Below are 21,197 nucleotides of genomic sequence, written 5' to 3' on the forward strand. Positions count from 1 at the left end.
GGGACCGACGCACCACGCACACCCCTCCGTCGCACTCACACAGGAGATTCTCCCATGAAGAAGCTGGTTGGGGTTTTCGCGGCGATGGCACTGCTGGGGTCGGGCGCGGCGTTCGCGAACGACGACAAGACCAAGCCGCAGCAGGACAGCGCGGCGCAGGGCGGTTCAGGTACGACGGGGAGCACGCAGGGCGGGTCCATGCGGCAGGACAGCTCCATGGGCGGCTCCGGCTCCACGATGGGCTCCACCAGCCCCTCCATGGGCACCAACGCCATGGGCCAGAAGGAGCTGAGCGGCAAGGTGGTGAAGGCCGAGAGCAGCAAGGTCTTCGTGCAGGACGCGCAGGGCGCGGTGGTGACGCTCGACATCGACAAGAGCACCACCTTCACCGACCCGACGCTCAAGAAGGCCAAGGACCTCAAGGAGGGCCAGGAGATCCGGGCCAGCTTCGAGGTGAAGGAAACGAAGAACATGGCCAAGAGCATCTCGCTGTCGGGCACCGGCGGCGCGGGCACGGACGTCATGACGCCGGACCCGTCCATCAACGAGGGCACCATGGACACGCCTGCCACTCCCGCGCCCATGGATGATCCGGGCACGGGGGGCTCCGGCATGGGGACTGACAAGAGCAAGGACCTGGGCACCGGGGACAAGAGCACCAGCCCCGACACCCAGTACTGAGCCTGGGGCCACGGACTCGCACCCGTGAGACACCGGCTCCCCCGGACGGGGATGCGAAGGGCCCGCGGCCTGCACAGGCTTCGGGCCCTTCGTGCGTTCACTTCATTCAGTATTGACTGAATGGTCTGAACGAACTAGATGCCGGGCGCCACCCAGGGCCCCGGCGGAAGTCTGTCGCGCGCGGCCTCCTCGGGGTGACGGAGGTTCGTGAATGAAGGAGCCAGGCGCCGCGGAGCAGCGCTTCATCGAGTCGATGGGGCTGTACTTCGAACGGCAGGGCAGCACGCGCATCGGCGGGCGCATCCACGCGCTCCTGATGCTGACGGACCAGCCGCTCTCGCTCCAGCAGATTGCCCGCGTGCTCAAGGTGAGCGCGGCCTCCGTGTCCACCAACATCCGCGCCAGCATGGCGATGGGCCTGGTGGAGCCGGCCAGCATTCCCGGAGACCGGCAGCACTACTACGTCGTGAACAGCAACGGCTGGGAGAGCCGGCTTCGCACCGCGGAGGACAGCGTCAAGGCGTTCGTCCGCGTGTGCCAGGAGGCCCTCTCCGCGCCGCAGCTCGCGAACAAGCAGCACCTGCGCGAGGCGGCGGACTTCTGTGAGTTCTACCTGGCCGAAATGGCCGGCATCGCCGAGCGGTGGCGCGCCTCACGCGCGGCCCGCCCCTCGCCCCGCACCCCCAAGGCATCGAAAGGACGCACCGCATGAACGCCGCAGTCGCGCAATCTCCCATCGTCTCCATCACCAACGTGACCAAGGACTACACCCTGGGCAAGGTGGTCGTCCCGGCGTTGCGAGGCGTGGATCTCCAGGTGCATCCCGGGGAGTTCATCTCCATCGCCGGCCCATCCGGCAGCGGGAAGACGACGCTGCTCAACCTCATCGGCTGCGTGGACACCGCCACCTCGGGCGTGGTCAGCGTGGCGGGCCAGGACACCAAGCAGCTCACGGAGCGCCAGCTCACCCACCTGCGCCTGCACACCATCGGCTTCATCTTCCAGAGCTTCAACCTGGTGTCGGTGCTCAGCGTCTTCCAGAACGTGGAGTTCCCGCTGCTGCTGCAGCGCAAGCTGGACAAGAACCAGCGCCGGGAGCGGGTGAACCAGTTGCTGGAGCAGGTGGGCCTGGCCCATCACGCCAAGCACCGTCCCAACGAGCTGTCCGGCGGCCAGCGCCAGCGCGTGGCCGTGGCGCGCGCGCTCGTCACCCGGCCTCAGCTGGTGCTGGCGGACGAGCCCACCGCCAACCTGGACTCGGTGACGGGCCAGCACATCATCGACCTGATGAAGGAGCTGAACCAGAAGGAGGGCACCACCTTCATCTTCTCCACGCACGACGCCAAGGTGATGAGCCACGCGAACGCGGTGGTGCGGCTGGCGGACGGCAAGTTCCTGGACCGGCTCAGCCCCTCCGAGGCCAAGCGGGCCATGGCGGCAGGCGCGGAGGGTCACTGACATGGGTCAGCTCCGGTTGCTGATGCAGGTGGCCTTCCGCAACCTGTTCACCAGCAAGATCAACATCCTCATCGGCGGCATCATCTTCTTCGGCACCCTGCTGGTGGTGGTGGGTGGCGCGCTGCTCGACAGCATGGACAGCGCGATGAGCCGCAGCATCATCGGCAGCGTCGCGGGCCACCTCCAGGTCTACTCGGACGACTCCAAGGACGAGCTGAGCCTGTACGGCGGCATGAGCGGCGAGCCGGACCTGGCGGTGCTGGACGACTTCAGCCGCATCAAGCCGTTCCTGGAGAAGCACCCCAACGTGAAGACGGTGGTGCCCATGGGCACCAGCGGCGCGCTCATCTCCTCCGGCAACACGGTGGACCTGACGCTCGCGCGCCTTCGCGACCTCTACAAGAAGCGCGCGGAGGAGGGCGAGTCCCCTGCCCTTCGCGCGAACATCGACAGCGTCAAGTCGCACGTGCGGCAGATGGTGTCGCTCATGGAGGAACAGCGCAACAAGAGCCGGGAGCTGCTCAGCTCCGCCGCCGTGGACCCGCTGGAGGCGGAGGCCCTGGCGCGCGCGCGCACCGACGCGTTCTGGGACACCTTCGAGAGTGATCCGTTCGCCGCCCTGGAGTTCCTGGAGAACCGCATCGCCCCGCAGCTTCCGGACGGCGACCTGCTGGACATGCGCTACGTGGGCACGGACCTGGATTCGTTCCAGCGGACGTTCGACCGCATGGAGATTGTGGACGGCCAGCCGGTGCCCCAGGGCAAGCGCGGCATGCTGCTGTCCAAGTTCTATTACGAGAACTTCCTCAAGCTGAAGACGGCGCTGCGCCTGGACAACATCAAGCAGGAGAAGGACCTCAACCAGAAGCGCATCGACACCGACCCGCAGCTGCAGCGCTGGGTGAAGGAGAACCAGACGCAGACGCGCGAAATCCTCTTCCAGCTGGACCCCATCAAGACGCGGCAGGCGGTGGAGCGGCTGCAGAAGGTGCTCGGCAACCAGGAGCCCTCCCTGGAGAAGCTCCTGTCGGAGTTCCTCAGCACCACCGACGACAACTTCGACACGCGCTACCAGCAGTTCTACGCGGAGCTGGCGCCGCTGCTGGACCTGTACCGCATGCGCATGGGGGACAACCTCACCATCACCGCCTTCACGCGCACCGGCTACGTGCAGAGCGTCAACGTGAAGATCTACGGCACCTATCAGTTCAAGGGGCTGGAGAAGTCCGCCATGGCGGGCGTCATCAACCTGATGGACCTGATGTCCTTCCGGGAGCTGTACGGCTACCTCAGCCCGGACCGGAAGGCGGAGATCGCCGAGCTGCAGAAGAACAGCGGCCTGAAGGCCGTGGACCGCGCCAACGCCGAGGAGGCGCTCTTCGGCGAGGAGAGCGGCAACTCGCTGGTGGCGGAGGCCACGCCGGGACTCATCGAGGACTCGAAGGCGTTCGAGGGCGCCCTGGGCTCGCTGCGCCGGGACGACCTGGCCGCGCGCGTCTACTCCCAGCAGGAGATTGAGCAGGGCGTGGCGCTCAGCGCGGCCATCATCCTCAAGGACCCCGAGCAGCTCCAGCAGACGATGGAGGAGCTGAAGCAGTCCGCGACGGCCGCGGGGCTGAAGCTGCGCGTGGTGTCGTGGCAGCAGGCCGCGGGCCTCATCGGCCAGTTCGTGCTGATGGCGAAGCTGGTGCTCTACTTCGCCGTCTTCATCATCTTCATCGTCGCGCTGGTCATCATCAACAACGCGATGATGATGGCCACCCTCCAGCGCGTGCGTGAGGTGGGGACGATGCGGGCCATCGGCGCGCAGCGCTCCTTCATCCTGAGCATGGTGCTGGTGGAGACGGTGCTGCTCGGCTTCGTCTTCGGCGCGGGCGGCGCACTGCTCGGCAGCGGCATCATGAGCGCGCTGGGCAGCGCCGGCATCCCCGCCGGCAACGAGGCGCTGTACTTCTTCTTCTCCGGTCCCCGCCTCTATCCCACGCTGAGCGCCAGCAACCTCATCGCGGCCTTCGTGATTGTCCTCCTGGTGTCCGCCATTTCCACCCTCTATCCCGCGTTCCTCGCGACGCGGGTATCGCCTCTCCAGGCGATGCAGACGGACGAGTAAGGCCATGTTCCAACTCTTCCTCATCGCATTCCGAAACCTCGGCACCCACCGGCGGCGCACGGTGCTCCTGGGCGGAGCCATCGCGGGCGTCACCGCGCTGCTCGTCATCCTCATGGGCCTGTCCACGGGCATGAAGGAGACGATGCTGCGCTCCGCCACCACGCTCGCCACCGGCCACGTCAACGTGGGCGGCTTCTACAAGGTCACCGCCGGACAGGCAGCGCCCGTGGTGACGGCCTACCCGAAGATTCTCGAGCAGGTCCGCAAGGCGGTGCCGGAGCTGGACTACGCCGTCCAGCGCGGGCGCGGCTGGGCGAAGATCGTCAGCGAGTCCGGCTCGCTGCAGGTGGGCGTGGGCGGCATCGATGTGAAGGACGAGCCGGGCTTCCGGCAGGTCCTCCAGATCCAGGAGGGCAACCTGGACGGGCTGAACGAGCAGTCCACCGTGCTCCTGTTCGAGAAGCAGGCCAAGCGGCTCCAGGTGAAGGTGGGCGACACCGTCACCATCTCCGCCCCCACCATGCGCGGCACCAACAACACGGTGGACGTCCGCGTCGCCGCCATCGCCACCGACGTGGGCATGATGAGCGACTTCAACGTCTTCGTCCCGTCCGGCACGCTGCGCTCGCTGTACCAACTGCGCGACGACACCACGGGGGCGCTCTACCTGTACCTCAAGGACGTGAACCAGGTGCCCCACGTGCAGGCGCGGTTGCGCACGGTGTTGGCGGACGCGGGCCACCAGCTGATGGACAATGACCCTCGCGCCTTCTGGATGAAGTTCGAGGTCGTCAACCGCGAGGCGTGGACCGGGCAGAAGCTGGACATCACCAACTGGGAGGATGAGCTGTCGTTCATCACCTGGACGCTCACCGCGCTCAACGGGCTGACGGGCATCCTCATCTTCGTGCTGCTGGTCATCATCGGCGTGGGCATCATGAACACGCTGTGGATCGCCATCCGGGAGCGCACCCGGGAGATCGGCACGCTGCGCGCCATCGGCATGCAGCGCACCCGGGTGGTGGTGATGTTCCTGTTCGAGGCGATGACGCTCGGGGCGCTGGGCACCCTGGCGGGCGCGCTCATCGGACTGGCCGTCTGCCTGGGCGTGGACTCCGCCCACGTGGGCGTCCCGGAAGCGGTGGCGATGTTCATCATGTCGGACCGGCTGCACCTGGTGGTGAACGCGGGCTCCGTCGTCGGCGCCATGGTGTTCATCACCACCTGCACCACGCTCATCTCGCTGATTCCCTCCTTCCTCGCCGCGCGCCTCAAGCCGGTGACGGCGATGCACCACATCGGATGAAATCCATGAGCCTCAAGAACCTGTTCTCCGCCGCGGCGCTGTCCGTGGCCCTGTTGTCCGCACCCGTGGCGCTGGCCCTGGAGCCGGCCGCCATGACGCAGATCCTGGCGACCATCGATGACCGTCAGCGCAACGGCGGCGACTACAAGGCGCTCATCTATCTGGAGCAGAAGGAGAAGGACAAGACGGACAACGTGCGCGAGGCGTTCATCTACCGGCGCGACGCGGACGACAAGCTGATGATCCTCTTCAGCAAGCCCAAGACGGAGGCCGGCAAGGGCTACCTCCGGATGGACAAGAACCTCTGGAGCTACGACCCCAACGTGGGCAAGTGGGAGCGGCGCACCGAGCGCGAGCGCATCGCCGGCACCGACAGCCGCCGCGCCGACTTCGACGAGTCCCGTCTGGCCGAGGAGTTCGACCCGACCTACGAGGGCGAGGCGAAGCTGGGCAAGTACTCCGCCCACAAGCTGCTCTTGAAGGTGAAGCCCAACGTGGACGTGGCCTACCCCGTGGTCAAGCTGTGGGTGGACAAGGACACGAACAACATCCTCAAGCGCGAGGACTACGCCCTGTCCGGCCGGCTGATGCGCACCGCGCTCTACCCGCGCTGGAAGAAGGTCTTCAGCGAGTCCAAGGGCGCCGACGTCTGGTACCCCGAGGAGATCCGCTTCTACGACGAGGTGGAGAAGGCCAACTCCACCATCGTCCTCATCAAGTCCGTGGACCTGCGCGCGCTGGAGGCCAACCTCTTCACCAAGGCCTGGCTCGAGAGCAAGAGTCGATGAACCCGCGCACCCTCACCCTGGCCACGGCCTTGTCCGTGGCCCTCGCCGGCACCACCGCGCTCGCGCAGGCCGCGCAGCGCGACGAGAATGCCCTCTTCGGGGGCGAGGACGACAAACCCGCCCAGGCGGACACCCCCGGGGAGGCTCCGACAACGGGCCGCCCCAGTGACGACGAGGTGTTCGGCGAGGACCCCGCGCCGTCCGCGGACGCCGACGCGAGCAACACGGGCGATGCGACCGAGCGGCAGCCTCCGTTGACGTCGGCGCCGCCCGAGCCGGGAGACCGGGACTCGCAGGCGCTGTCGGGGCCGGAGACGCGCAGCGCCTTCGACTCCGAGGAGGCGGTGGACGACCCGCTGAAGATTGGCGGGCAGTTCTACCTGCGCGGCTTCGCGGCGGCGACGGAGGGGACGTCGTTCGGTGACACGTCGTTCTCCGCGCCCACGCTGGTGGACGGGTACTTCGACGCGCGGCCAATGGACCGGCTGCGCGGCTTCGTGGTGGGGCGGTTGAGCTACGACCCCACCGTGGCCACGCAGACGGGCACCACCACCAACAACACGCCGTCCAATCCGCGCGTGCTGCTGGACCAGGCCTGGCTCCGGTTCGACATCGCGCGGACGGTGTTCCTCACCGTCGGCAAGCAGCATGTGAAGTGGGGCACGGGGCAGATCTGGAACCCCACCGACTTCCTGTCGCCGCAGCGGCGCAATCCGCTGGCATTCGTGGACCTGCGCACCGGTGTGTCCATGTTGAAGGTCCATGTCCCCTGGGAAGCAACGGGCTGGAACTTCTATGGCATCGCGGTGATGGATGACCTGGGCACCGACGCGGGCGCGCTGCTCGACAACACGGGCGGCGTGCCTCGCGCCGGAGCGTCTGACCCGGTCAACCGCCTCAGCCGCATCGGTGGAGCGCTGCGCGCGGAAGTCGTGCTGGGGCCCGCGGAGCTTGGCGCGAGCGCCGTGGCCCAGCGGGGCCGCAAGCCGCGCTTCGGGTTGGACTTCTCCTCGGCGCTGGGGCCCATCGATGTCTACGGAGAGCTGGGCATCAAGAAGGGCACCGAGCGCCCCCTGTACCGCATCCCCGAGGGCACGACATTCGAGGAGATCCTCCAGGACACGTCGCTGGTGGAGGCCTATGTCCCCTCGGGTCTCACACCCCAGGTGACGACCGGCGCCAACTACAGCTTCGCGTATGGCGACAGCGATATCGCCGTGCTCGGCGTGGAGTACTTCTACAACTCGACGGGCTACACCAGCTCCTTCGGCTATCCGTACCTGATAGCGCAGCAAGCCTTCCAGCCGCTGTATCTGGGGCGCCACTACGGCGCCGCGTACCTGTTCCTGGACCGGCCCGGTTCGCTCGAGCGCACGTCGTTCAACTTCTTCACACTCAGCAACCTCTCGGACAAGTCGTACATCAGTCGCATCAACGTCACCCACCGCGCCCTCAGCTACCTGACGGTCGAGGGGTACGGCGCGGTGCACTACGGCCACAAGGGCGGTGAGTTCCGGCTCGGCTTCTCGGTGCCGGACACCGTCATCAACGGGCAGCCTGTCCAGGGCTTCAAGCTGGCGGCGCCCACGTTCGAACTGGGCGCGGGCCTGCGCATCAGCATCTGACGCGGACCCCCACTCGCTGGGTGATTCAGGGACCGCGCCTCCTATTCCCAGGGGGCGCGGTCCTTCGCGTTTCGGGGAAGGTCGCCGCCCTGGCGGGCCGTCGAGGGGCGCTCGGGCCGACGAGGTGCCGGAGAATTCATGCAGTGAACATCCTGACGGCATGAACCTGTGGATCGCCATCGCCGCTGGATTGAGCCTCGCGCAGGGACAGAGCGCGTCGCCCTACCCTTCTCCCACGGACCCCTCCGTCAGAGACCCGGCAGCCTCGGCTCTGCGGGATGCGAACGAGCAGGCCGCCGAGGCAGCGGATGGCGCATGGCTGCCTCCGAACTACGTCATCCGGCCTCCGATGGCGGATGGGACCATCCCGTATGGCGGCTATGGCTACGGGTACAACATCACTCCCGTCCTCCCGGATGGAGAGGCGCCTTCGACGTCCGGGCAGGTGGCCGCCGATGAGACGTATCAACGCTACGAGCCCATCCCCGCGCAGGTGCAGGAAGGCACCGGTGGCAGCGGGGCGGAGGACTCCGACGGGACGACGAGCGGTGATGACACGGGGACCGGCGTCGGCGGTTCGGGCGGCGTGACGACGGGACAGACGTCGACGGGTTCGGACAATTCGGGCGATGCGCGAGTCACGCAGCCCGGGGGCTCGAACACCGAGGCCGTGGCTCCGTCGCCGGCGTCGCAGCCTGGCGGAATCGACGGACCGGGGGCGATGGGCACCACGTCGCAGGGCTCGACCAGTGGCTCCGGAACGACGGCCCCCACCCAGGGGACGGGGTCGGGCTTGTCGACACAGCCCAGCACCCAGGACGCGACTGGTGGCTCGGGCTCGATGGGGACCGGGACGACGGGGTCCTCGGATGTGACGGGGACAGGCACTCCCACACAAGACACGGGCGGAGCGGGCACGAGCACCACGACGACGCCGCCTGACAATCAGAATGCGACGGGCGGTTCGGGCACCAGCACCTCCCCGACTCCCGACAATCCGAATGGAACTGGCGGTTCGGGCACCAGCACCTCTCCGACTCCCGACAATCCAAATGGAACTGGCGGTTCGGGCATCTCACCGACTCCCGACAACCCGAACGGGATTGGTGGCTCGGTCATCTCACCGACTCCCGACAATCCGAACGGGATTGGTGGCTCGGTCATCTCCCCGACTCCCGATAATCCGAACGCGACGGGTGGCTCGGGAACGGGCACCTCGACTCCCAACAATACAAACGGGACTGGTGGCTCAGGCACCACGACCCCTGACAACTCAAACGGGATGGGTGGTTCAGGTACCACGCCCCCTGACAACTCGAACGGGACTGGTGGCTCAGGAACTACGACGCCCGACAACTCGAACGGGACTGGTGGCTCGGGCACCGGCACCACGGCGCAGCCCGAGAATCAGGACTCGCTCGGCGGCTTCGGGCCCACCGAAAATGAGCAACTCGACGGACAGGGCGGCTCGGGCTCTTCGACGACCACACCCGTTCAGCCGCAGCAGCAGTCCTCCGTGAGCGGGCAGCAGACCGGTAACGCCGCCGTGACTGCTTCAGCCCAGGCCCCCAAGCCCACCGCCACGGACGAAGAGGTGGCTCAACTGAAGGCCCGCCTCCAGCAAGTCGAAGAGGAGCTCAAGGCACGCGACACCCAGATTGAACAGAACGCCCAGGCCACCCAGCAGCAGGTCGACACGTTCGGCGAGCGCGCCGTCGACACCGAACGCTCACGCCAGCAACGCCTCTCCGCACTCCAGAGCGCGGGCGAATGGATGCTCGCGGCTGACGCGGCGCTTCAACAGGGTGAAGACGACGTGGGCAACGCACTCGACATCGCCGACAGCGCCTTCGCCGACCTTCGCGACAGCGCCGCCGAGTTCGGCCAGGGCACCGTCATCGTTCACGCCGAGCGCGCCCGCGCCCTGCTCAACCTCGCACGCGACGCGGCAGGTCGAAGCGACACCTACTCCGCGCGACTCGCGCTCCAGGATGCGGGCGTCGAACTCAGCCTCGCTCGCGGCGCCAGCCTCGGCAGGTCCGGCACGGGCAACTCCCTGCTCACTCCATGACGCGATGCAGGAGGGGCGCCTCACACACCAGGCGCCCCTCTTCCCTCAACCGACGACGTCGTGACAGCCCGTCACGGAGCCGCAGGAGTCTCGCGGAAGATGAGCAGCCCGCGTGACGACTCCGTCGCGTACACGTACCCGTCCCCAGGCACGCTCACGCTGTTGAGCCCGTCGAAGAACGAGACACCGCGGCCCGTGTCCGCCTCGCGCCAGGTGTTGTAGTACGCCACCTGCCGGGGAACGCTCGGGTTGCTCACGTCCAGCACGCGCAGGCCGTCCTGATAGTGCGCCACGTAGAGCTTCGTTCCCGCCAGCGTCATCGCGCGGATGGAGACCTCCTGACGGATCCGGAACTCGCCCACCTGGAGCACGCTCGCCGGTGAGGCCACGTCCAGCACACTCAGGTGCGCGCCCCAGTCCTCGCCACCCGTGAAGGCCAGGATGCGGTCCCCCACCGTGCCCACCGCCGCCGTGCGCGCCGGCCCACCGGCGAATCGTCCCAGCAGCTTCGGAGTCGACGGCGTGGTGATGTCCGACACCGACAGGCCGAAGGTCCAGTTGCTCACGTACAGCCGGTTGCCCATCACCGCCACGTCCATCGGCACTTCACCGCTGAGCGGCTCCGCGCCCTCGATGAAGTAGCGGTCCAGCAGCTTCGGCTGCGTGGGCGTCGTCACGTCGAAGATGAGCACCTCGCCGTTGGGCGAAGGCGACGCGGCGAACAACAGGTTGCCCTCCAACGCCAACGACGACACATCCACCGCGGGGTCCGCCAACGCGCGCAGGAACGCGGGCTCCGCCGGCTTCTCCAAGCTGTAGAGGGAGAGGCCGCTGCCCTGCGTCGCCACGAAGAGCGTCGTGCCCTTCACCAACACGTCGTTGTAGACGTCGGTGTTGCGCTTGGCCGCGCCCACCTGCGTCGCCTCCGCCGGGTTGCGCACGTCGTAGACGAAGAGGCCCTCGATACCCGCGGGCACGTAGGCGTAGCCCCCGGACACCACCAGGTCCTTGGCGAGGCCGCGCGGCACCACCAGCTCCTTCACCAGCTCCAGGCCCGAGGACTCGGCCTCGCCGGTGTTGCGCTCGATGCGCGCGCCCGCGAAGGTGCCCTGCAGGTCCAGCTCTCCGTCCACACACCGACGGAACGTGCCACCCAGCTTCGTCGGCGCGGTCGCGGAGCACCCGGTGAACGAGTACCGCACCGTGCGGCCAAACGTGTCCACCACGTCGGCGGCCATATAGAAAGTGTCTTCCGTGAGCTGCTGCTCCGTCACCGGCAGGCCCAGAATCTGCGCGCCGGAACCGCCCGACAACTTCAGCGCGCCCGCGGAGCCCGTTCCGTCGTTCAGTTCGACATTGACGTTCCACACCCCAGAGGCCTGCACCGTGGCCAGGGTTGAACGCTGACAGGACGACAGGTTGATGGCGGCAAGATGACACTCCGCCTTGTTCTTGGAGTCGTCGTCCTTGCCGCAACCCAGGGCGAGGACCAGCGTGCTGCTCAGTAGGAAGAAGCGTCTCATGGCCCGTATGCATACCGGGCGTTGGAACCCAACGAAAGCCCCTCCCTCTTTCTCCCCAAGGGAGCGGCGACGTCCACCGCCCGGCAAGTAAACGGAAAGAAATTATCCAAGCGCTTGTATAGGCTCGCTCTTGAGAGCGAGCCTCCCAGGAAGCACCTGTCTCGCCAGTACCCCACCCCAGAGGTGACCTTCGTGAACCCCCGTCTCCTCGCTGCCGCCGCGCTGACCCTGCTCCTCCCGGAGCTGGCGTTGGCCCAGGTCTTCGTCGTGCCTCGTCGCCCGGGCAAGACGCCGGTGAACAGCTTCGAGTTCGAGTGGCGGCACGTCGACATCCTCGTGGGCCCCGCCGCCACCGGGGTCGCCAAGCCGCCAGAGAGGACAGCGCATGAGCAGCCGCCCGGTGCCCAGGGTGGCGCCAACCCGGACGCTCCCACCACCCACCCGGATACCGGCGACACCAAGTCGGTCCCCGCCGGCCCGCCTACCGGCTCCGAGCCCTCCACCAGCCTGTCCCCCAGCCCTCCGCCCCTGCTCGCGGAGCAGCAGGACGGCGGCACCCCTCCGGATGCCCTCGCGGGCAATGAGGACGGAGGTACGCCCCCTTCAGGCGCGACGGCGGGAATCGGAGAGGACGGCGGCACGCCCCTGAGCAGCTTCCTGGGGGATGGCGGTCCGTCGGCGGGCAGCGGCCCCGCGCTGGGCAGTGGCCCGGCCCTGGGCGGCAGCCCTGATGGTGGATTCAGCTACACCTACGCGAAGACGCTCGGCGCCAAGGCCGGCGGCGTGCGCTTCTACTTCTACGAGCGGGAGCGCGTGGTCGCCGAGCGCGCCGCGCCGCTCATCGAAGAGGCGTACCGGTACCTCGTGGACACGTTCCAGTACGTCCCCACGGAGACCTTCCCGTACATCCTCTACAGCAGCTACCAGGAGTTCCTTCAGACGAACCTCTTCCCGCTGTCCGAGGGCACCCTGGGTGTCACCAGCACGGAGGACCTGAAGCTCACCCTGCCGTACCTGGGTGACCACCGACTCTTCGAGGAGATCTCCACCCACGAACTGGCGCACCAGTTCACCATCCAGAAGGTCCGCACCGTGGCCGAGCAGGCCAAGGTGTTCGGCGAGCCCCTCCAGGCGATTCCCCTGTGGTTCATCGAAGGTATCGCCGAGTTCTACGCCAAGCGGGGCATGGACCCCGAGGCGGAGATGCTCGTGCGCGACCTGCTCGTCAACCCGGACCTCTACAAGGGCTACGCCTTCCTCGACTTCTTCTCCCCCGGGCCCTACGGCTACCTGTGGATCTACAAGGTCGGCCAGGTGCGCGTGGCCTTCCTCGAGGAGGAGTACGGCAAGGGCTTCATCCAGCGCGTGCTGGAGGACACGCCCCGGCTGGTGGGCGGCTCCAAGGACTCACCGTCCATCAAGTTCGAGGAGCTGCTGGAGCGCCTCACGGGAGATGATCCGAAGCGGCTGTCGGCGCGGTTCGAGAACTGGCTGAAGCGCCGGGCGTACAAGACGTACCTCGGCTCGGAGCAGTCGGCGCCCGCGTTGGACCTGCTCGACAAGGCGCCCGGCTACATCACCGCCATGGCCAGCTCGCCGGACGGCACCGTCCTGGCGATGCGCACCATCGTCCCCGAGACGGGTGAGAGCCGGCTGTACATCATGGACCCGCGCGCGCCGGACAAGTCGGTGAAGGTCGCCGGTGACGGCGTGCCCGGTGTGGAGTCGCTGCACCCCATCTCCGGCCGCAGCTTCGCGCTGGCCAAGGACAAGCTGGCCTTCGTCGCCGAAATCACCGGCCGCGACGTCATCTACGTGCAGGACTACAAACACACCGTGGAGAAGCGCGCCAACGACGTGCTGGTGCGCCGCAACCCCATCCGCACCGGCATCGACCGGGAGGTGGGCACGACGGTGCAGTTGGACGTGGGCGACCGCAAGGCGTACCGCATCGACAAGCACGGCATCCTGGCGGCGTACTCGCCGGCCCTCTCGCCGGATGGGCGCTACGTGGCCTTCATCGGCATCCAGGACGAGGGCCTGCGCGACGTCTACGTCATCGACCTGAACGCGAGCCCGGACGCCAAGCCCCTGCAGCTCACCGACGACGTGTTCTCCGAGCGCCAGGTGACGTGGGGCCCCGCGGGCATCGTCTTCACGTCGGACGCCACGTCGCACCGCAAGTTCAACCTCTTCCGCGTGAAGCTGGACGCGCCCCGCCAGGTGGAGCGGCTGACGAGCGAGGAGCGGGACCACGCGGATCCGCTGGCCCTGGCCGATGGCCGCGTGTTCTTCACCGCCTTCAACAACAGCAGCTCGGATTTGCACGAGCTGATGGCGGACGGCCGCATCGTCCGCCGCACGGACCTGACCACCGGCGTCTTCGAGCCGGGCGCCGGCCCCGAGGGCGGCCTGTGGATGCTCTTCCACGTGTCGGGTGAGCGGAAGCCCGCGGTGCTCAGGCCGCCGCGCATGCTCGCGCTGGACGTGCCGGCGGAGCCTCCGCCGGAGCCGCCCAACCCGCTGGCGGTGCGGCCCCTCACGGATGCGCAGGCGTATGAGCCCTTCTCGCGGAAGAACCTGGAGTTCGGCCCCATCTTCGGCTTCGCGGGCGCGGGCGGCGGCGGCTTCGTCGGTCAGCTCTTCGCGGCGGCGAGCGACCGCATGAGGGATCACCAGTTCATCCTCACCCTGGCGGTGTACGGCAGCTTCGATTTGACGGACGGCTACATGCTGTACATCAACGACGCGGGCCGGACGACGTGGGGCGGCGGTCTGTTCCAGTCGCTGCGCTTCCGCGTGGACCAGACGTTCGAGGACTCACCCGTCTTCTTCACGTCGGCGGAGCGCTACTTCGGCGCGCTCGGCAGCCTGCGCTATCCGCTCAGCACGTTCTTCTTCGTCCAGGGCGACCTGAGCATGGGCGGAACCAAGTACTTCCTCGATGACCAGACGGAGTTCCGCCTCTTCTTCCCGGACCGCAACGAGGCCAACCGGGAGCTCCTGTCGGAGTGGAACGCGAAGAACGGCTCCATCCGCTTCCAGACCGAGCTCAGCGGTCAGGTGGGCTACGACAGCCTCAAGTACCACTACGCCACCGGCCCGCTGTCGGGCAGCTCCGCGTTGCTGGAGATGACGTTGGGCGTGCAGCCGTTCGACAGCCAGGCGTACGGAAACCTGCGGTTGGATGCGGAGCGCTACTTCCCCATCTACGGCCGCACCCACCTGTTCCTGCGCGGCGGCGCGGGCACGACGCTCGGCGGACGCTACGCGCGCTCCTACTTCCTGTCGTCGTTCGACACCCTGCGCGGCGTGAACTTCGGCGACGAGCGGTGGCTGCTCGGCCGCAACTTCGCCTTCTCCACGCTGGAGCTGCAGCTGCCCCTCAACGACATCATCCGCGTGGCCTTCCTGAGTGATTTGGAGGCCATCGCGGCGATGGACGTGGGTGGCGTGGGCAACAGCGCCGAGGACCTGTGGGACCACCGCGTCCTCAACGCCGTCGTCGGTGTGAACCTGGCACTGGGACCCCTGCTGCTGCGGCTGCACTTCGGCAGGCCGCTCGACATCGGCGCCAAGGCCGGCAAGCCGGACTCCGGCTGGGTGACGAACTTCTCGCTGGGCATCGCCGGCCTCAACGGCTTCTTCGACCAGGGGAACACCGGCGCGACGAATGGCGCGACCCAGCCCGCCTCTCCGGCGCTGATGCCCGCGCAGGGCGGTGGCTACACCTCGCCTCGACACTGAGGCGACACAAGGCCGCCCCCGCTCCCTTCATCGGGTGAGCGGGGGCCTGGCGAAGCACGAAGGCACGGGCGTCAGGACTGCGCGGCCACGAGCGCCGCGTTGGCCTTGGCCATGGGCCCGCCATCATTGGGGATGCGCTCGAAGTCACCGCGCAGCGCCTTGATGGCGAACTTCTCCAGGTCGATTTCCCGGCGCGAGCGGATGCCCAGCGCGCGCAAGGGGGCGGACAGGGGCCCGAAGCCGAAGACGCCGTGCTGGAGGAGGACTCCCGCGGCCACGGCGCTCAGCACCCGCCACCGGCCGCCGTCCTTCTTGCCCAGCAACAGGCCCAGCGTCCCCAGCGCGGCCGTGCACACCATGACGGCGCGGTTGAGGTCCCACTCTCGCTCCAGGCGTTGGAGGTAGCGGCTCATCTCGGGGCGGTCCGCGTGCGTCGCCATGTGTCGCACGCACGCCTCCACATGCTCGTCGATACGGCGGTTCACCATCAGCGGCGTGTGGTTGCGGGCGGAATCAGACGACTGGTTCCAGGTCTCCATCGCGGGCGTCTCCCTGTCGCGGCGCTCCCCTCTTCCTCTAGAAGCTAGGCCCGACGTTCCGCGTCGGGAACAGCGGTGGGAAGAAGGGAAGACGGCTTCCTTGCCTGCCCGCCTGCCCCACCAGGGAGGCTCGCGGACGACGTGTGGCTCCTCGCGAAGCCCCCACGCCGACACGGGGGTCGACGGGTCCCCTGCCCTCCAGGGTGAAGCAAATGACCGGCCCAGGAAGGGAAATCCCTTTCATCAACTACCCGCCCCACGGCGTCTTGGGGCACTGGCAACGTTCACTTTCGGGCGTCGCACGTCTGCCTTCATGAGGCATGAGCCTTGCTCACCCCCCCCGGATGACTCGCTCACGACTCTTGCTCTGCCTTCCGGTGATGTGGCTGTGGGCTTGCGGTTCTGGAGCCCCACCCGCCCCCATCACCCAGCCGCCTCCCATCGAGCAACCCTCGCCGCCTGACACGGTGGATCCCCCGCCTGTCGACCCGCCACCCGTCGACCCTCCTCCGGTGGACCCGCCGCCTGTCGACCCGCCGCCCGTGGATCCGCCTCCGCCGGTGACGCCGGAGGCCCAGCGGCCCTTCGTGATGCCGACCTTGCAGGCGAGCGTGCCCGAGTACGAGCTCATCATCCCCGAGGAGGCGATGAAGAAGTTCGAGGCGGACGTGTGGACGCCGGAGCAGGACGCCGTCTTCAAGGCGGGCGGGAAGACGTACGCGGTGAAGGTGCGGCTGCGCGGGGCCTCCGCGCGCTACTTCGTCAAGAAGAGCTGGAACGTGAGCTTCGACAAGGACGTGCGCTTCGAGGGACGCACGTCGCTCAACCTCGTGGCCGAGTTCGCGGACGCGACGTTGCTGGCGGAGAAGATGGCGTTCGACCTGATGGCCGCGATGCGCGTGCCCGCGTCCAAGGCGACCTTCGTGCGCCTCAAGCTCAATGGCCACAACGAGGGCGTGTTCCTGGATATCGAGCAGGTGAACAAGGCCTTCCTCAAGGCCCATGCCTTCGCGGACGACGATGCGACCATCTACCGGTGCGGCTGGAAGGACTGCGAGCTGAAGACGTGGAAGGTGCCCTACCAGGGTGACTGGACGAAGAAGACGAACGAGCAGCAGCCGGACGACGGGCTCTACGCCGTGCTGGACGTCATCAACTACACGCCGGAGCCCGAGTTCCCGGCCGCGCTGGAGAAGCACCTCCAGGTGGAGCACTACCTGCGCTCCATGGTGCTGGACGCGCTGATGTCCAACAACTTCGTGGAGGACTCGGAGAGCTACTTCATCTACGACCGGGCCGTGGCGAAGTGGTCCTACGTGCCCTGGGACCTCAACAACGTGGACGCGCGCTGGTGGTACCTCAACCCCGCGGAGGCCATGAGCACGAGCAGCAACAACATGCGCCACCCGCTGTTCAACTTCACGCTGACGGACGCGTGGACGGAGAGGATGTACCTGCAGCGCAAGGCGGAGACGCAGTCCTATCCCGGCTACCTGCCCGTCTTCTCCAACCTGGGCACGCGCGTGCTGGCGAACCCGGAGCTGCGGGAGCGGCTGGGCGCGCGGCTCGACAAGGCGCTGGACGAGTTGTTCACGCCCGAGGTGATGAACCCGTACATCGACGCGATGCACGCGCTCATCAACCCGTACATGAACGGGGCGCCGTACATCGACTACGCGCAGTTCAAGTCGGGTCGCGACTACATGAAGCGCTACGTGAAGGAGCGCCGGGCCTTCGTGGAGAAGGACTGGGCGCGGATGCAGGCGCAGCGCCCCACGCTGGTGTTCGAGGCGTTCGACCCGGTGGCGGGCTGGGTGGACGTGGGCAACCGGGGCACGGCGCCGCTGTCGCTCCAGGGCATGGTGCTGACCACGAACCTGCGGGTGAGCCTGGCGCAGAGCGACCATGCGCCCACGCAGGTGAAGGCCCCCATGGGCGCGGTGCTGCCGAACGTGACGGTGCCCCCGGGCGGGAAGGTGCGCCTGAAGACCTCCGAGCTGGGCATCCAGCTGGCGCCCCGAGGAGAGCTGGGCCTGTTCGACGGCAAGTCCGTCGTGGGCGTGAAGGACTTCCTCTTCTACGGCGCGCTGCGCTCGGGGCAGCAGTACGAGCGCGGTGACAAGGGCTGGGAGGTCCGCTGAGCGAAAGTGCCCCGGAGGCCCGGAGACGGGCCTCCGCGCACGCGCTCAAGGAAAGGTGCGGATGATGTTCTTCCCCTCGATGGTCCGGTACCAGATTTCATCCGGCTGCGGGTTCTCCCCCTGGTAGCGCTGATGCACGTTGAACTGCCCCTCCATCGAGCTGAAGGTGCGTTGGGGCAGCCAGCCAAAGCGATTGGGAGCCGGAGGGACCCAGCCCTTGGGCCAGACGACGAAGACGGAGAAGCTCCCCACCCGGTAGCTGTGAAACGAGAAGTTGCCCTCCGTCCGGATGTGGCCCGAGTAGCGGACGGACCAGGGATTGTAGGTCTCCGCGACGTCGTCGTTCACCTCCCAGTCCACGACGGCATGCGACGCGGGAGGGTGGTCTCCGTGGAGCTGGTTCGGCGCGAGCTGTCGGTCACCCACCGACGTCTTGGGAGCGCTGTTCAGGTCCCTCTCGAGAAAGAGCCTGCGGCGTTCCTCCTCGGGGTCGACGACCACCTGAGGCGGCGGCGCCACCGTCTGTGACGACGTCGAGATTGATGGGGACTTCAAGTGGTCGAAGTACTTCATCAGCAGCTTCCCCGCGAGCTGCTTGTCCTTCTCCGGATTGGCTCCGCACTCTCCGCGGAAGTGCATCAGGTTGATGATGGACTGCAGCCCACAGTACGGGCACGTCTCGTGTCGGGAAGCCATGCACGCGCCAACAGCAACGGATATGCCACGCTGCAACCCCTGATGCTTCCTCAGGAAGGGTTGTCGCGACGCGGCTCCCCTGCGTTCGGCCACACCTGGAGTGCGTCCGCGAGGAACGCGCGGCTCGCGGACATGCGGGCTAGCGCCGCTCGCGGACGACGAGCGTGCGCTTGGCGCTGAGTCCCCGGTCATCCGTGACGAGGATTTCGTGGGAACCCACCGAGGGCTTCCACCACATGCGCTCATCCGCGCGCGCGGTGCCCAAGAGCGCGCCGTCCACGAACCAAGTGAGCGCGCGCTCGTGCGAGGCCTCCGCCTCCAGGGGCATCTCCTGCTGCTCCGGAGGGACACCGGGAATCAGCAGCGCGATGTGGCCCTGTGCGGGCGAGACGATGGTGGGGGCGGCGCGCTCCCCCCCGAGCTCGCAGCCGGGCGCCAGGGAGGGAGGCTCGGGCAGGCGGCGGTGCTGCTCCTCCAGCCAGCGGCGGATGGTGGCGGGCCAGGTGACGAACACGCGTGACTCCGTCTTCCGCCCCGCGCGGCACGTGGGCCCCACCGCGAGCCCGGAGGCCACGTCGACCTCGACGTGCTGGTGGTAGGGGCAGTGCGCGGTGGGCACCGCCGAGCGCCGCGCGTAGACCGCCTTGCGCTGCGTGCACGCGTCCGTCGGCAGGTGGCCCGAGTACGCGCAGACCTCCACGCGCATCAGGTCCTCCGGCGGCGTCACTTCATCCTCCGGCAGCGAGCGCCCTCGGGGACCCACGCCCTCCAGGATGTCGAACAACAGCGGGCCCGCCGCGTCCGCGCCAACCAGATGCACGCTCGGCGTGTGGTCGAAGTTGCCCAGCCACACCACCGCCGTGTGCCGGGGCCCTGAGCCCGCCGCCCACGCATCCCGGTGACCGAAGCTCGTGCCCGTCTTCCAGTGCACGCGCGCGGGCAGGCCCGTCAGCCGGCGCCGCTCCGGAAAGTCCGGCCGGTCCTTCAGCGACAGCGCCTTGCGCGTGAGCCATGCGGCCCCCGGAGACATGACCTCCGCCGGGGACGCCACCGGTTGCCCTTCCTCCAGCAACCGCAGGGGCCGCGTGCGGCCATCTCCCGCCAGCGCCACGTACACGCCCGCCAGCTCCAGGGGCGTCAGCTCGATGCCGCCCACCGCGGCGGACAAGCCGTAGTGGCCCGGCTCGGAGACCAGGCTCGTCACCCCCGACGTCCGCAGCGCGCCCAGGAAGCGCTCCACGCCCACGCGCTCCAGCAGCCGCACGAAGGGCATGTTGAGCGACTGGGACAGCGCGTACTCCAGCCGCACGAGCCCCAGGAAGCGGCCGTCGAAGTTGCGCGGCGAATAGCCGCCGTACGACATGGGGATGTCGGCCACCAGTTGCTCCGGCCCCGCCAGGCCCAGGTCGATGCCCATGGCGTACAGGAGCGGCTTGAGCGCCGAGCCCGGGGAGCGCGGCGTGGCGAAGCCGACAATCTGTCCGCCGTGCTTCTCGTCGAAGAAGTCGAAGTTGCCCACCAGCGCGAGCACCTCGCCGCGCTCGCGCTCCACCACCACGGCCGTGCCGTTGTGCACGCCTCGCGACGACAGGTCCTTCGCCCCGTCCTTCATCACCCGCTCCACCAGGCGCTGCGTTCCCGCGTCCAGCGTGGTGCGCAGCCGCGTCTGCCCCGGGCGCTGCGCCCGCAGCCACACCGCCGCGTGAGGGGCCTCGCGGGGAAACGCCTTCAGCTCCAGCGGCGCGGAGGAGGCACGCACCTCCGCCAGCACCTGCGCGTCCGTCACCGTCGCTCCCTCGGGGCCGCGTGGGAGGGCGCGGGCCTCCAGCAGCCGTCGGGCCACGTCATCCCGGGCCGCGCGCAGGCGGGCGCGGTTCTCCGGCGTGGGAAAGCGACGGTTGGGGTTCTGCGGCACCGCCAGCAGCGTGGCGATTTCGGCCGGGCTCAAGTGGGCCGCCGTGTGGCCGAAGTACGCGAGCGCCGCGGCCTCCACGCCCTCCACGTTGCGCCCGTACGGAACGAACTGGAGATACGCGCCCATGACCTCCTGCTTCGTCAGCCGCAGCTCCAACTGCACCGCGCGGAAGGACTCCACCAGCTTCGAGGTGAAGGTGCGCGGGCGCGGCTCCAGCATGCGCACCAGCTGCATCGTCAGCGTGGACGCGCCCGACACCCGGCGCCCCCGTGTCACGTTGAGCACGGCGGCGCGCGCCACCGCGAGCGGGTCCACGCCCGGGTGGGAATAGAAGCGCTTGTCCTCCAGCGCGAGCAGGGCCCGGAGGTAGGCCGGGTCGATGCGCTCCGCCGGAGCGGCGATGCGCCACCGCTGGTCCGGCGCGAGGAAGACATGCGCCGGAGTGCCGTCGCGGTACTCCAGCACCACCGAGGGCGGTGAGGAGAGCCGCGACGGCAGCGGCAGCCACCACGCCGCCGCCACCCCCAGCGCCGTGAGGCCGACGAGCCCCACGGCGAACCATCCGAGCTTCTTCAGGAGGTGACGAGCGCGGCGCAT

General features: G+C 68.2%; 14 protein-coding genes. 10 read left to right on the forward strand and 4 right to left on the reverse strand.

What is annotated here, in order from left to right; genetic code table 11:
* Positions 1 to 54: 54 nt before the first annotated feature.
* The 8 genes from LZ199_RS13420 to LZ199_RS13455 all read left to right on the forward strand — a co-directional run bounded on the left by LZ199_RS13420 (position 55) and on the right by LZ199_RS13455 (position 10,039).
* Positions 55 to 681 (forward strand): hypothetical protein, encoded by a 627-nt coding sequence (locus LZ199_RS13420; RefSeq protein WP_253994066.1) that lies wholly within the window; start codon positions 55 to 57, stop codon positions 679 to 681.
* Positions 682 to 892: 211 nt separating this feature from the next.
* Positions 893 to 1,393, forward strand: a complete 501-nt coding sequence (locus LZ199_RS13425; RefSeq protein WP_253994067.1) for a GbsR/MarR family transcriptional regulator — start codon at positions 893 to 895, stop codon at positions 1,391 to 1,393.
* Positions 1,390 to 2,139, forward strand: a complete 750-nt coding sequence (locus LZ199_RS13430; protein WP_253994068.1) for an ABC transporter ATP-binding protein — start codon at positions 1,390 to 1,392, stop codon at positions 2,137 to 2,139. Before LZ199_RS13425 ends, LZ199_RS13430 begins: the two co-directional genes overlap by 4 nt.
* 1 nt (position 2,140) lies before the next feature.
* On the forward strand, positions 2,141 to 4,249 hold the full coding sequence (locus LZ199_RS13435; protein WP_253994069.1) for an ABC transporter permease: 2,109 nt from the start codon (positions 2,141 to 2,143) through the stop codon (positions 4,247 to 4,249).
* A gap of 4 nt (positions 4,250 to 4,253) precedes the next feature.
* Positions 4,254 to 5,555 (forward strand): ABC transporter permease, encoded by a 1,302-nt coding sequence (locus LZ199_RS13440; protein ID WP_253994070.1) that lies wholly within the window; start codon positions 4,254 to 4,256, stop codon positions 5,553 to 5,555.
* Between the two features lie 5 nt (positions 5,556 to 5,560).
* Positions 5,561 to 6,343 carry an outer membrane lipoprotein-sorting protein gene (locus LZ199_RS13445; protein ID WP_253994071.1) on the forward strand — a complete coding sequence of 261 codons (783 nt, stop codon included), beginning with the start codon at positions 5,561 to 5,563 and terminating at the stop codon, positions 6,341 to 6,343.
* A complete protein-coding gene (locus tag LZ199_RS13450; RefSeq protein ID WP_253994072.1) occupies positions 6,340 to 7,968 on the forward strand; it encodes a hypothetical protein in 1,629 nt (542 codons plus the stop codon). The genes LZ199_RS13445 and LZ199_RS13450 overlap by 4 nt, the downstream gene beginning before the upstream one ends.
* A gap of 160 nt (positions 7,969 to 8,128) precedes the next feature.
* Positions 8,129 to 10,039 carry a hypothetical protein gene (locus tag LZ199_RS13455; protein WP_253994073.1) on the forward strand — a complete coding sequence of 637 codons (1,911 nt, stop codon included), beginning with the start codon at positions 8,129 to 8,131 and terminating at the stop codon, positions 10,037 to 10,039.
* Between the two features lie 71 nt (positions 10,040 to 10,110).
* Here LZ199_RS13455 and LZ199_RS13460 read toward each other — a convergent pair whose 3' ends face one another.
* On the reverse strand, positions 10,111 to 11,562 hold the full coding sequence (locus LZ199_RS13460; protein ID WP_253994074.1) for an LVIVD repeat-containing protein: 1,452 nt from the start codon (positions 11,560 to 11,562) through the stop codon (positions 10,111 to 10,113).
* Positions 11,563 to 11,754: 192 nt separating this feature from the next.
* Here LZ199_RS13460 and LZ199_RS13465 point away from each other — a divergent pair, with 192 nt between their 5' ends.
* Complete coding sequence (locus tag LZ199_RS13465) at positions 11,755 to 15,309, forward strand: tolB protein precursor protein (protein ID WP_253994075.1); 3,555 nt, start codon at positions 11,755 to 11,757, stop codon at positions 15,307 to 15,309.
* 71 nt (positions 15,310 to 15,380) lie between these two features.
* On the opposite strand, the gene LZ199_RS13470 is transcribed toward LZ199_RS13465, so the two are convergent.
* Positions 15,381 to 15,848 carry a hypothetical protein gene (locus LZ199_RS13470; protein ID WP_253994076.1) on the reverse strand — a complete coding sequence of 156 codons (468 nt, stop codon included), beginning with the start codon at positions 15,846 to 15,848 and terminating at the stop codon, positions 15,381 to 15,383.
* 320 nt (positions 15,849 to 16,168) lie between these two features.
* On the opposite strand from LZ199_RS13470, the gene LZ199_RS13475 reads away from it, so the two are divergent.
* On the forward strand, positions 16,169 to 17,989 hold the full coding sequence (locus tag LZ199_RS13475; protein ID WP_253994077.1) for a CotH kinase family protein: 1,821 nt from the start codon (positions 16,169 to 16,171) through the stop codon (positions 17,987 to 17,989).
* Positions 17,990 to 18,034: 45 nt separating this feature from the next.
* Here the strand turns inward: LZ199_RS13475 and LZ199_RS13480 are convergent, their stop codons facing one another.
* Together LZ199_RS13480 and pbpC are read right to left on the reverse strand one after the other, a co-directional pair.
* Positions 18,035 to 18,685 carry a hypothetical protein gene (locus LZ199_RS13480; RefSeq protein WP_253994078.1) on the reverse strand — a complete coding sequence of 217 codons (651 nt, stop codon included), beginning with the start codon at positions 18,683 to 18,685 and terminating at the stop codon, positions 18,035 to 18,037.
* A 139-nt stretch (positions 18,686 to 18,824) separates the two neighbouring features.
* Entirely contained in the window at positions 18,825 to 21,197 is a 2,373-nt protein-coding gene (pbpC, locus tag LZ199_RS13485; RefSeq protein WP_253994079.1) for a penicillin-binding protein 1C, read from the reverse strand.

This window comes from Myxococcus qinghaiensis (genome assembly GCF_024198215.1).
In the GTDB taxonomy this organism is placed as follows: domain Bacteria; phylum Myxococcota; class Myxococcia; order Myxococcales; family Myxococcaceae; genus Myxococcus; species Myxococcus qinghaiensis.

What these genes read in the sequence shown, in the direction of transcription:
- pbpC (WP_253994079.1), bottom strand. Translation starts at nt 21,197, where the DNA reads ATGCGCCGCGCTCGTCACCTCCTGAAGAAGCTCGGATGGTTCGCCGTG.
- LZ199_RS13420 (WP_253994066.1), top strand. Translation starts at nt 55, where the DNA reads ATGAAGAAGCTGGTTGGGGTTTTCGCGGCGATGGCACTGCTGGGGTCG.
- LZ199_RS13440 (WP_253994070.1), top strand. Translation starts at nt 4,254, where the DNA reads ATGTTCCAACTCTTCCTCATCGCATTCCGAAACCTCGGCACCCACCGG.
- LZ199_RS13470 (WP_253994076.1), bottom strand. Translation starts at nt 15,848, where the DNA reads ATGGAGACCTGGAACCAGTCGTCTGATTCCGCCCGCAACCACACGCCG.
- LZ199_RS13455 (WP_253994073.1), top strand. Translation starts at nt 8,129, where the DNA reads ATGAACCTGTGGATCGCCATCGCCGCTGGATTGAGCCTCGCGCAGGGA.
- LZ199_RS13425 (WP_253994067.1), top strand. Translation starts at nt 893, where the DNA reads ATGAAGGAGCCAGGCGCCGCGGAGCAGCGCTTCATCGAGTCGATGGGG.
- LZ199_RS13480 (WP_253994078.1), bottom strand. Translation starts at nt 18,685, where the DNA reads ATGGCTTCCCGACACGAGACGTGCCCGTACTGTGGGCTGCAGTCCATC.
- LZ199_RS13445 (WP_253994071.1), top strand. Translation starts at nt 5,561, where the DNA reads ATGAGCCTCAAGAACCTGTTCTCCGCCGCGGCGCTGTCCGTGGCCCTG.
- LZ199_RS13435 (WP_253994069.1), top strand. Translation starts at nt 2,141, where the DNA reads ATGGGTCAGCTCCGGTTGCTGATGCAGGTGGCCTTCCGCAACCTGTTC.
- LZ199_RS13430 (WP_253994068.1), top strand. Translation starts at nt 1,390, where the DNA reads ATGAACGCCGCAGTCGCGCAATCTCCCATCGTCTCCATCACCAACGTG.
- LZ199_RS13475 (WP_253994077.1), top strand. Translation starts at nt 16,169, where the DNA reads ATGAGCCTTGCTCACCCCCCCCGGATGACTCGCTCACGACTCTTGCTC.
- LZ199_RS13460 (WP_253994074.1), bottom strand. Translation starts at nt 11,562, where the DNA reads ATGAGACGCTTCTTCCTACTGAGCAGCACGCTGGTCCTCGCCCTGGGT.
- LZ199_RS13450 (WP_253994072.1), top strand. Translation starts at nt 6,340, where the DNA reads ATGAACCCGCGCACCCTCACCCTGGCCACGGCCTTGTCCGTGGCCCTC.